The organism is Yinghuangia soli (assembly GCF_021502675.1).
Lineage (GTDB): Bacteria > Actinomycetota > Actinomycetes > Streptomycetales > Streptomycetaceae > Yinghuangia > Yinghuangia soli.
In genome coordinates this window covers 83715-94711 of sequence record NZ_JAKFHA010000006.1, presented here as the reverse complement: position 1 = coordinate 94711, position 10997 = coordinate 83715, and the positions used below count along the sequence as shown (strand labels likewise).

8 protein-coding genes and 1 tRNA gene are annotated in these 10997 nt (G+C 72.6%); 7 read left to right on the top strand and 2 right to left on the bottom strand.

Annotation, left to right across the window (positions count from 1 at the left end; genetic code table 11):
- Positions 1 to 94: 94 nt before the first annotated feature.
- The 4 genes from LZ495_RS44810 (at position 95) to LZ495_RS13480 (ending at position 4291) form a co-directional block, all read left to right on the top strand.
- The gene (locus LZ495_RS44810) at positions 95 to 784 is read left to right on the top strand and encodes an FtsB family cell division protein (protein ID WP_308268059.1); all 690 of its coding nucleotides are present in this window, start codon (positions 95 to 97) and stop codon (positions 782 to 784) included.
- A gap of 42 nt (positions 785 to 826) precedes the next feature.
- Positions 827 to 1360 carry a DUF501 domain-containing protein gene (locus LZ495_RS13490; RefSeq protein WP_235052615.1) on the top strand — a complete coding sequence of 178 codons (534 nt, stop codon included), beginning with the start codon at positions 827 to 829 and terminating at the stop codon, positions 1358 to 1360.
- On the top strand, positions 1357 to 2316 hold the full coding sequence (locus LZ495_RS13485) for a Ppx/GppA phosphatase family protein (protein ID WP_235052614.1): 960 nt from the start codon (positions 1357 to 1359) through the stop codon (positions 2314 to 2316). The genes LZ495_RS13490 and LZ495_RS13485 overlap by 4 nt, the downstream gene beginning before the upstream one ends.
- A gap of 622 nt (positions 2317 to 2938) precedes the next feature.
- Complete coding sequence (locus LZ495_RS13480; protein ID WP_235052399.1) at positions 2939 to 4291, top strand: NAD(P)/FAD-dependent oxidoreductase; 1353 nt, start codon at positions 2939 to 2941, stop codon at positions 4289 to 4291.
- A gap of 121 nt (positions 4292 to 4412) precedes the next feature.
- On the opposite strand, the gene LZ495_RS13475 is transcribed toward LZ495_RS13480, so the two are convergent.
- Entirely contained in the window at positions 4413 to 6944 is a 2532-nt protein-coding gene (locus LZ495_RS13475; RefSeq protein ID WP_235052398.1) for an ABC transporter permease, read from the bottom strand.
- Positions 6945 to 7005: 61 nt separating this feature from the next.
- Positions 7006 to 7794 (bottom strand): ABC transporter ATP-binding protein, encoded by a 789-nt coding sequence (locus LZ495_RS13470; protein ID WP_235052397.1) that lies wholly within the window; start codon positions 7792 to 7794, stop codon positions 7006 to 7008.
- 469 nt (positions 7795 to 8263) lie between these two features.
- Here LZ495_RS13470 and LZ495_RS13465 point away from each other — a divergent pair, with 469 nt between their 5' ends.
- From LZ495_RS13465 to LZ495_RS13455, 3 genes are all read left to right on the top strand, one after another.
- The gene (locus LZ495_RS13465) at positions 8264 to 9442 is read left to right on the top strand and encodes a class I SAM-dependent methyltransferase (protein ID WP_235052613.1); all 1179 of its coding nucleotides are present in this window, start codon (positions 8264 to 8266) and stop codon (positions 9440 to 9442) included.
- A gap of 60 nt (positions 9443 to 9502) precedes the next feature.
- Positions 9503 to 9584: transfer RNA gene (locus LZ495_RS13460), tRNA-Leu, on the top strand.
- A gap of 384 nt (positions 9585 to 9968) precedes the next feature.
- Positions 9969 to 10886 (top strand): Bax inhibitor-1/YccA family protein, encoded by a 918-nt coding sequence (locus LZ495_RS13455; protein WP_235052396.1) that lies wholly within the window; start codon positions 9969 to 9971, stop codon positions 10884 to 10886.
- Positions 10887 to 10997: the final 111 nt, after the last annotated feature.

The following is a 10997-nucleotide window of genomic DNA, read 5'->3' as shown; positions in this document are numbered from 1 at the left end:
CGCCCCCCCCCCCCGCCCCGCGGGCCCCGCGGCGGGGGGGCCCCCGCGCGGCCGGCCCGACGGCGTCCAGGGACGTTCAGGGAGGGCGGCAGACGTGTCCGAGGCGGGCGGACGCAACGGGTCCGGCACGACGCCGGGCCGCGGGGGCAGCGGCACCAAGAGCGCACCCGGGCGCGCGCCCGGCAGCGGCACTCCGAGGCCTGGCGGCCCCAAGAGCAACGGCCCCAAGAGCAGCGGCACCAAGAGCAACGGCGCCAACGGCAGCGGCAGCAAGAGGGCCGGCCTGCGCGGCAAGGCCCGCCGCATCGTCGTCACCTGGGGCGGCAGCAAAGGCCGCCCGAACCGGCTGACCGGCCGGGCCGGCGTGCTCGCCCTGGTCGTCTGCGTGCTGGGCATCGCCCTGGTCGTGCCGGTACGCCAGTACCTGAGCCAGCGCCAGGAACGCGCCGACCTGCGCGAGCAGACCCAGAAGCACCGCGAGGAAGTCGAGCGGCTGCGCGCCGAACTGGAGCGCTGGAAGGACCCGGCGTACGTACGCCAGCAGGCCCGCCGCCAGCTGCACTACGTCAACCCGGGCGACATCGCGTACTCCGTCATCCCGCCCGCCGCCCCGGCCACCGCCGAGGCCGGCAAGCCCGGCGCCGGTACTCCCTCCAGCTGGCCGGACAAGCTGTGGACCTCGGTCCGCGAGGCCGACGCCGACCCCGCCAAGTCGACCGCGCCGCCGCCCCCGCGCCCGGCTCCCGCGCAGACCATCACCGACCCCCGCAGCAGCGCCCGCTGACCACCGCGTCCCGGCGTCCCGAATATCGGAAATACTTGCCCCATGGATCAGCAGGACGTCGCCTCCGTCACCGCCCAGCTCGGCCGCACTCCGCGCGGCCTGCGCTCGGTCGCCCACCGCTGCCCGTGCGGGCTGCCCGACGTGGTCGAGACCGCGCCCCGCCTGGAGGACGGCAGCCCCTTCCCGACGATGTACTACCTGACGTGCCCGCGCGCCGCCTCGGCGATCGGCACGCTGGAGTCGGACGGCGTGATGCGCGAGATGAACGAGCGCCTGGCCGCCGACGCGGACCTCGCGGCCCGCTACCGCGCCGCGCACGAGGACTACATCAAGCGCCGGGACGCCATCGAGGTCCTGGAGGGCTTCCCGTCCGCGGGCGGCATGCCGGACCGGGTGAAGTGCCTGCACGTGCTCGTCGCGCACTCGCTCGCGGCCGGCCCCGGGGTCAACCCGCTCGGCGACGAGGCCATCGCGGCCCTCCCCGAGTGGTGGAAGAAGGGCCCCTGCGTCTGCGCCGACGGCACCGTCGACGAAACCTCCGAAGCCTCCGCCGACACCCCCGAGAAGGACGCGTGACGACCGAGCGCGTGGCCGCGATCGACTGCGGCACCAACTCCATCCGCCTGCTGATCGCCGACCTCGACCCCGAGACCGGCACACTCACCGACCTCGACCGGCGCATGCAGATCGTCCGGCTCGGGCAGGGCGTCGACAAGACCGGACGCCTGGCCCCCGAGGCCCTGGAGCGCACCTTCGCCGCGTGCCGCGAGTACCACGAGGCGATCCAGGCCCTGGGTGTCGGCCCGGACCGGCTGCGCTTCGTGGCCACCAGCGCCAGCCGCGATGCGGAGAACCGCGACGAGTTCCGCAGCGGCGTCCGCGAACTGCTCGGCGTGGAGCCCGAGGTGATCTCCGGCGACGAGGAGGCCAACCTCTCGTTCACCGGCGCCACCCGCGAGCTGTCCGGCACCGCCGGCCTCGCGCAGCCGTACCTGGTGCTGGACATCGGCGGCGGCTCGACCGAGTTCGTGCTCGGCGCCGACCACGTCGAGGCGGCCCGCTCGGTCGACATCGGCTGCGTCCGGATGACCGAGCGGCACTTCACGTCCGACCCGCCCACGGTCGAGCAGATCGCCGCGGCCCGCGCGGACATCGAGGCCGCGATCGCGCTGGCCGCCGAGACGGTCCCGCTGGACCGGGCCAAGACCCTGGTGGGCCTGGCCGGTTCGGTCACCACCGTGGCCGGCATGGCACTGGGCCTGCCGGAGTACGACTCGGCCCGCATCCACCACTCGCGCATCGGCATCGAACAGGTCCGCGAGGCGGCGACCCACCTGCTGACCGTCGACCATGACAAGCGCGCGGCCATCCCGGTGCTGCACCCGGGCCGCGTCGACGTCATCGGAGCGGGCGCCCTGGTGCTCCTCACGATCATGGAGCGCACCGGCGCCGCCGAGGTCGTGGTCAGCGAGCACGACATCCTCGACGGCATCGCGTGGAGCGTCACCGACCGGCAGGCCGAGGCCGGCTAGCCCTTCGGCGGCACGGCCGGCCGGCATCCCGCGGCGGCGCCGACCGGGGCGCCGCCCGGTAGTTCGTCCGTGATCCACCGGCCGGCAGCGGGCCCGTCCCGGCCCGCTGCCGGTGCCGCCGCGCGGCCGCCGACGACCCGGCTCGGCCTGGTCCGGCGCGCCGCCGCAGGCTCGCTCCGCACCCCTCCGGGCCCTCCGGACCACCCCCGCCAGGGCCTTTCGCCCCGCCCTCCCGGGCCGGTCGGCGGATTTGTTTGTGAAACTCTTCACATGCTCGCCGGGCCAAAGTCCTGCAATGTTTTCGGCAAATCGCCGCGATGACACCCGTATGGGCGATTGATCAACTCTGGACGCTCCCGGCCCCGATGTCTCAACGGCCGCCTCGCGGCGATCATGACCGGGATCACAGCGCCCCCGGGATCCCCGGTGTCCCAAGAATCGTTGCAGGTCATGGCCGTGGTCCCGAAGGCCGGTTGGGATAGCAAGGCGGACCGGGGGTGCCGGCCAGGCAATCGCAGGCGGGACCCGGCGAAAACGAAACCGCGCAGGGTATCACAAGGGCGCCTGGGGTCTATCCGCGGCCTCACGTCAGCACCCCCTGACCCTGCTGGATACTTCCTTCATGAGCAGCAACAAGGACCGTCGCCACCGCATCCTCGTCGTCGGCGGCGGGTACGTCGGCCTGTACGCCGCACAGCGCATCCTCAAGAAGGCCAAGTACGGAGAGGTCTCCGTCACGGTCGTGGACCCGCGGTCGTACATGACGTACCAGCCCTTCCTGCCCGAGGCCGCGGCGGGAAGTCTCTCGCCGCGCCACGTCGTCGTGCCGCTGCGCCGCGCCCTGCCCAAGGCCGACGTGGTGACCGGCCGCGTCACCGACATCGACCAGGACCGCAAGGTCGCGCGCATCGTGCCGCTGGTCGGCGAGGCGTACGACCACGAGTTCGATTACCTCGTGATCGCCCTCGGCTCGATATCCCGGACCTTCCCGATCCCCGGTCTGGCCGAGAACGGCATCGGCTTCAAGACCATCGAAGAAGCCATCGCGCTCCGCAACCACGTGCTCGGCCAGCTGGACGTCGCGGACTCGACCACCGACCCGGAGATCCGCCGCCGGGCGCTGACCTTCGCGTTCGTCGGCGGCGGCTTCGCCGGCATCGAGGCCCTCGCCGAGATCGAGGACATGGCCCGCGATGCGGTGAAGTACTACAAGAACATCAGCCGCGACGACATGCGCTTCATCATGGTCGAGGCGATGCACCGCATCCTTCCCGAGGTCGGCGACGAGCTCGGCAAGTGGACGCTGAAGAAGCTCAAGGAACGCGGCATCGAGTTCTACCTCGAGACCTCGCTGCAGTCCTGCGTCGACAAGCACTGCGTGCTCTCCGACGGCACCGAGTTCGACGCGTCGACCATCGTGTGGACCGCGGGCGTCAAGCCCAACCCGGCGCTCGCCGAGTTCGGCCTCCCGCTGGGCCCGCGCGGCCACGTCGACACCCGCCCGACCCTGCAGGTCACCGGCATGGACCACGTCTTCGCCGCGGGCGACAACGCGCAGGTCCCGGACCTCGCGGCCGGCGAAGGCGCCTGGTGCCCGCCGAACGCGCAGCACGCGGTACGCCAGGCCAAGCAGCTCGGCGACAACGTCATCAGCGTGATGCGCGGCTTCCCGCCCGCCGAGTACAAGCACAAGAACCTCGGCGCGGTGGCCGGCCTCGGCCTGCACAAGGGCGTCGCGATCATGTTCGGCAAGTTCAAGCTCAAGGGCCTGCCGGCGTGGCTGTTCCACCGCACGTACCACATGTACGCGATGCCGACCTTCAACCGGAAGTCGCGCATCGTGGCGGACTGGACGCTCGCGATGTTCTTCCGCCGCGAGATCGTCTCGCTCGGCTCCATGGAGCACCCGCGCGACGAGTTCGCCGAGGCTGCGATGCCGCCCGCACCGGGCGTCAAGGTCGCGAACAAGAGCTGACCCCGGTCGGCCGCCGCACCTGACGCGGCCCTGCACGAACACCGCACGAACACGCACGAACACCAGGGCCCGCACCTCCGCGAGGAGGTGCGGGCCCTGGTGCATCTGCCCCGACGCGCCGTCACTCCGCGTGCAGCGCGTCCAGCACGTCCAGCTTCGCCGCGCGCCGCGCCGGCCACCACGCCGCGAGGATGCCGACCAGCACCGCCAGGCCCAGGAAGATCCCCACTCGGTCCCACGGCACCACGACCTCCAGCCCGGCCGCCTCGCCGCGCGCCGACATGATCCCGAACGCCCCGGCGGCCAGCCCCAGCACGATGCCCAGGCCCGCGCCGAACACCGAGATGGCCACCGACTCCAGCCGGATCATCCGCCGCATCCGGCGCCGGTCCAGGCCCACCGCGCGCAACATGCCCAGCTCGCGGGTGCGTTCGAAGACCGACATGGCCAGCGTGTTCACGATGCCGACCACCGCGATCGCGATGGCCATGCCGAGCAGGCCGTACAGGATCGTCAGCATCTGGTCGATCGCGCCGCCGAACTCCTTGCGCAGGTCGTCCTTGGTCTGGATCTGCAGCGCCGGGTTGTCGCCGAGCGCGGCCTTGAGTTCGCTGCGCAGCTGCTTCTCCTTGCCCGGAACCGCGGCCACCAGCACCATCTCGTCGCCCGACCGCTGCACGTGCGGCGCCAGCGTCTGCGTGGACACGAGGTAGTCGCCCAGCAGATCGCTGTCCTCGTACACGCCCCCGACCACCAGGTCCGCCGTCTTCCCGTCCGCGAACTCCACCGGCACCCGGTCGCCGGCCTTCCAGCCGTTGTCCTTCGCCGCCCGCTCGGAGACCACCAGCCCGTTCCGCAGCCCCTCGGGCCCGCCCGCGAGGAAGTCCGCGTGCAGCACCTTGAAGCCCTGCTCCCCGTCGAGCGCCTTGGCGTCGCGGTCCTTGCCCGCCACGGTCAGCGTGGCCGGCCGGCTCGGACTGGACGCCGCTACGTCCGGAAGCCCCGCCACGGTCGCGGCGATCCCCGGGTCCAGCGGCCGGTGCGACACCGAACTCACCGTGTAGTCCGCGGTGATGCCCTTCAGCGCGACGCTGTCCAGCAGGCCCTTCAGGGACGACCCGAACACCGACATCGCGGTGACCAGGACCAGCCCGATCATCAGCGCCGCCGCGGTCGACGCGGTACGCCGCGGGTTGCGGAGCGCGTTCTCCTTCGCGAGCCGCCCCTCGACGCCGAACACCTTGCCGAACACCGCGCCCAGCCCCCGGATCACCGGACCGGCGATCAGCGGCGTCAGCACCACGATGCCGGCCAGCGCCACCACGGCACCGAACACGATGCCGAGCAGCTTGGTCTCCATGGGCGTACCGGACTGCCCGACCAGCACCATCAGTGCCACACCCGCCGCGGTCACCACCGCGCCGGCGACGTTCCGCCGCACCAGGCTCGCCGCGGACTGCGGCAGGTCCGCGCGCAGTGCCGCGACCGGCGCCACCTTGGCCGCGCGCCGGGCGGGCAGCCACGCGGCCACGACCGTCACGCCCACCCCGACGGCCAGCGACCACACCACGGTCCCGGCCGTGACGACCAGCGGGCCGTCCGGCAGGCCGTTGTCCCCGGCGGCGAGGAGCGCCTTGAGCCCCAGCGCCAGCCCGGCACCCGCGGCGATGCCCGCGGCCGAACCGGCCAGGCCGAGCAGCAGCGCCTCGAACCGCACCGACCGGACCACCTGGCGGCGCGTCGCGCCGATCGCGCGCAGCAGCGCGGTCTCCCGGGTGCGCTGCGCGACCAGCATGGTGAAGGTGTTGGCGATCACGAACGCGCCCACGAACAGGGCGATCACCGCGAACACCAGCAGGCCGGTGCTCATCGAACTCGTCGCGGACTTGATGGCGCGCTGATCGTCGGCGGCCAGCGTCGCGCCCGTCACGGTCTTCGTGCCGCCCGGCGCCAGCGGCTTGATCCCGGCGAGCAGCGCGGCATCGGAGGTGCCCGGCGCGGCCTTCGCGGTGATCTCGTCGAAGCTGCCGGGCCGGGTGAACAGCCCCTGCGCGGTCGCGGTGTCGAACAGCGTCAGCGTGCCGCCGGTGCGCAGCTTGGCCGAGTCCGTGGTGAAGACGCCGGACAGAGTCTTCTCCATGACCGGGCCGTCGCCGACCACCTTGACCCGGTCGCCGACCCGGAACCCGGCCTTCTCCGCGGTCGCCGCATCGATCGCCACCTCGCCCGCGGAGGCCGGCCCGCGGCCCGCGGTGAATGCGTACTCGGGGTCGGTCCCGTCCGGCCCGGGGGAGAAGTTCGCGCCCGCCGCGGTGTACGCGGGGCCGACCAGGTCGTTCTTCTTGTCCACCACCGCCGTGAAGCCGCTGACGTCGCCGCGGGCCGCGGCCCCCCCGGGCAGCCCGCGCACCTCGGCCAGGAACCCGTCGGTCAGCGGCGGCAACTGCCCGTCGTCGCGGGCCGCGTCGGTGGTGCGCACCGAGACCGACACGTTGTCGTAGTCGTGCTTCGCGGCATCCGTCATCGCCTTCGAGGCCGAATCGCCGAAGATCAGCACCCCGGAGACGAAGGCGACGCCGAAGACGATGGTCAGGCAGGTGAGCGCCAGCCGGAGCTTGTGCGCCGTCAGATTGCGCAGAGAGGTACGGAACACGGCCGGTCCTTGCGTGGTGCGGTCGTACGGGGAGAGTCGGGTGCGGTCGCGGGGAGCGGGATCAGGTGGTCCGCGCCGCGTCGAAGCGCTTCATGCGTTCGAGCACCCGGTCCGCGGTCGGCTCGTACATCTCGTCGACGATCCGGCCGTCGGCCAGGAACAGCACCCGGTCCGCGTACGACGCGGCGCCCGGGTCGTGGGTGACCATCACGATGGTCTGGCCTTCCTCGCGCACCGAGTCGCGCAGGAAGCCGAGCACTTCGGCGCCCGACCGCGAGTCGAGGTTGCCGGTCGGCTCGTCCGCGAAGATGATCTCCGGCCGGGCGGCCAGTGCCCGGGCCACCGCGACGCGCTGCTGCTGGCCGCCGGACAGCTGCGCGGGCCGGTGGTCCAGCCGGTCGGCAAGCCCGACGATGCCGACCACCCGGTCCAGCCACGCCCGGCTCGGCTTGCGGCCCGCGATGTCCATCGGGAGCGTGATGTTCTCCAGGGCGTTCAGGGTGGGCAGCAGGTTGAACGCCTGGAAGACGAAGCCGACCTTGTCGCGGCGCAGCATGGTCAGCTGGTTGTCGTTCAGGTCGCCCAGCTCGACACCGCCGAGCCGCACCGAGCCCGAGGAGATGGTGTCCAGGCCGGCCATGCAGTGCATGAGCGTGGACTTGCCGGAGCCGGACGGGCCCATGATCGCGGTGAACTCCCCGCGGGTGAACCCGACCGAGACCCGGTCGAGCGCGTTCACCCGGGTGTCGCCGCTGCCGTAGACCTTGCTCAGTTCGGTGGCGACGGCGGCGAAGCCGGGGTCGCGCGGGGCGGCGGCGGGGAACTCGGGGCGCACGGAGACCTCGTTCATTCGTGGCGTACAGGGGCTGATCCGGCAAAACGGATCGGTCGCCTCAACGCTACGAACCCGGCGGCGCCGCGGAGTCAGCCTCGGTCACGGTCGTGCCGCCCCTCGCGAGGGCTACGGAGTGGCGGCTGGTAATACCCCGGGATGATCGCAATCCGATGGCTTCGACCCGGCAAACGACTGAATCGAGCGTCATCGGTGCCGAAGCCGGGCAACGTCCCAGGGAACCTGTCAGGGGTCTTCGGGGAGTGAGGCGAGCACCGTGGGCACGAGGACGACGAGCAACGGCAGGCTGAGCGCTGCGGCGGGCGGCGGTCCGGCCGCACGGCCCGCGCCGCATGCACCGCACCCGGCCGACACCTTCGACAAGCCGCACACCCGGCCGCGCCCGCCGGGCACCGCGCGCCGCGATCCCGGCGGCGGCGCGGTCCCGCTCGGCGCCCCGGCCGACCCCTGGCCCGGCCTCGCCGACATCCCCGACGTCCCGGCCCGCGCCCGCATCGCCAAGCGCATCTTCCACGCCGCGGTCCGCGGTCTGCGCGTCCGCGTCCACCTGCCCGGCGGCCGGGTGATCGGCGGCGGCGGCTTCGGCGACCCGGTCATGCGCATCGTGCGCCCCGACGAGTTCCACCGCCGCGTCGGCGCGCACGGCCTGGTCGGCTTCGGCGAGGCCTGGATGACCGGGGCCTGGGACGCCGACGACCCGACCGGGGTGCTCACCGTCTTCGCCCGCAGCATGGGCACGCTGGTCCCGCCCCCGCTGCAGAAGCTCCGGCGCTGGGCGGTCGCGGTGCGCCCCGCCGACGAGGAGAACACCCCGTCCGGCGCGCGCGGCAACATCAGCCGGCACTACGACCTGTCGAACGACCTCTTCGCGCTCTTCCTCGACGAGACCATGACCTACTCGTCGGCCCTCTTCGAGCCCGGCGACGAACTGGCCGACGCGCAGCGCCGCAAGATCGACGCGGTGCTCGACAGCGCCGGCGTCGCGGCCGGCACCCGGCTCCTGGAGATCGGCACCGGCTGGGGCGAACTGGCCCTGCGGGCCGCGCAGCGCGGCGCCGACGTCGTCACCATCACCCTCTCGGAGGAGCAGCGCACCCTGGCCCGCCGCCGCTTCGAGGAGGCCGGGCTCGCGGACCGCATCGACGTCCGGCTGTGCGACTACCGGGAGGTCTCCGGGACGTACGACGCGGTGGTCAGCGTCGAGATGGTCGAGGCGGTCGGCGAGCGCTACTGGCCGGCCTACTTCGCCGCCGTCGACCGGGCCCTGGCCCCCGGCGGCCGGGCCTGCATCCAGTCCATCACCATGGCCGACGACCGCATGCGCGCCGCCCGCGACACGTGGACGTGGATGCACAAGTACGTCTTCCCCGGCGGCCTGATCCCCTCGCCCGAGGCGGTCGACGAGTCCCTCGCCGCGCACACCCGGCTGCGCGTCGTGCACCGCCGCGATTTCGGACCGCACTACGCCGAGACCCTGCGCCTGTGGCGCGAGCGCTTCCTGGCGCATGCCGACGCGGTCGAGGCCCTCGGGTTCGACCCGACCTTCCGGCGGATGTGGGAGTTCTACCTGGCCTACTGCGAGGCCGGATTCCGGTCCGGATACCTCGGGGTGTCGCAGTTCACGCTCGCGCGTCGTGTCCGGTGACGATCGTTGTACGGACAGTTGGTCAACAGGGTGCTGTGATGCCGCTACGCTCGGCTTCGCGCCCGGATGGTGGAACGCAGACACGGCGAGCTTAAACCTCGCTGGCCGCACGGCCGTGCCGGTTCGAGTCCGGCTCCGGGCACCGGATGAAACAGGCCCTGACCTGGGGAAACACCAGCGACGCCGCCATGTCGCACCAGGCCGGGAAGCCCAGGGCCGGAGCGGGAGGGACTCCCCGCCCACGGCTCGCCTCGTCCGGACCGCGCAGCCTGCTGCGCGGCACGCCCGGGAGTCGCATAGAACTCCTGATACCGGCCCACCGGCCTGGCGATGACTTCCGCCGGCCGGGGGCGCCCCCATGCGCTCGACGCTGCCCGCGCGGATCCGGGCACAATTGCCCCGTCCTGTGCGTTCTCCCTCTGAGGGATGGGGTAAAGATCCTGCTCACGGGGCACCCCAAGCGCTTTACTTAACGATTACTCTTGAGCCACGACCCCGCATAAGCACGGGGCATGGAGGAGTTGACATGAGGAGCAGCAACCCGGTCCTCTCGCGGCGGGGGGCCTTCGGAGCGCCGCAGGCCGGGCCGCAGCAGCAGGCGCCGCAGCCCGGCGCGCCTTACGGGCAGCAGTCCGGTGCGAACCCCTTCGGCGGCGGTGCCCCGTACGGGCAGCAGCAGCCGTCCGGCGGGAACCCGTTCGGCGGTGCGCCGCAGTACGGCCAGCCGGCCTCGGCCGACCAGCTGAACCAGATGTACCAGCAGCAGTCCGCGGGTCCGCTCCAGACGGGCCGCATGACGATGGACGACGTGGTCGCCAAGACCACGATGACGCTGCTGACGCTGATCGTGTTCGGCGCGCTCGGCTGGGTCTTCATCCCGGTGGACAACCTCGGTGCCGCGGTCATCGCGTCGCTGATCGCGTTCGGCGTCGGCATGTTCGTCACCTTCCGGCGCACCGTCTCGCCGGCGCTGGTGCTGGCGTACTCCGCACTCCAGGGCATCTTCCTGGGTGCCTGGTCGCACTTCTTCGAGCTCCGCTACCCGGGCATCGTGGTGCAGGCCGTGCTCGGCACCGCCGCGGTCTTCGCGGGCATGCTGTGGGCGTACAAGTCCGGCCGCGTCCGCGTCACCCGGCGCTACGCCCGGGTCGGCATGGCGATCGCGTTCGCGTTCCTCGCGATGATCCTGGTCAACCTGGTCGTCCTGCTGATCGGCGGCGGCAACGGCCTGGGCCTCCGCGAAGGGCCGATCGGCATCCTGTTCGCCCTGGTCGGCATCGGGCTCGGTGCGTTCTTCCTGTCGCTGGACTTCAACGAGGCCGAGCAGCTGGTCGCGGTCGGCGCCCCGGAGCGCGAGGCGTGGCGGGTGGCCTTCGGCCTGACGCTCTCCCTGGTCTGGATCTACATGGAGATCGTCCGCCTGCTGTCCATCCTGCGCGACTGACGCACGGACCCAGTAGGCAGTAGCTGACAGCACAGTGGCGGGGGGGGGGGGGGGGGGGCGCGCGCCGGGGGGGGGGGGGGGGGGGGTGGGGGGGGGGGGGGCGGGGGGGGG

Coding starts and splice junctions, on each gene's coding strand:
- LZ495_RS13480 (WP_235052399.1), top strand. CDS start 2,939: ATGAGCAGCAACAAGGACCGTCGCCACCGCATCCTCGTCGTCGGCGGC.
- LZ495_RS13490 (WP_235052615.1), top strand. CDS start 827: ATGGATCAGCAGGACGTCGCCTCCGTCACCGCCCAGCTCGGCCGCACT.
- LZ495_RS13470 (WP_235052397.1), bottom strand. CDS start 7,794: ATGAACGAGGTCTCCGTGCGCCCCGAGTTCCCCGCCGCCGCCCCGCGC.
- LZ495_RS13455 (WP_235052396.1), top strand. CDS start 9,969: ATGAGGAGCAGCAACCCGGTCCTCTCGCGGCGGGGGGCCTTCGGAGCG.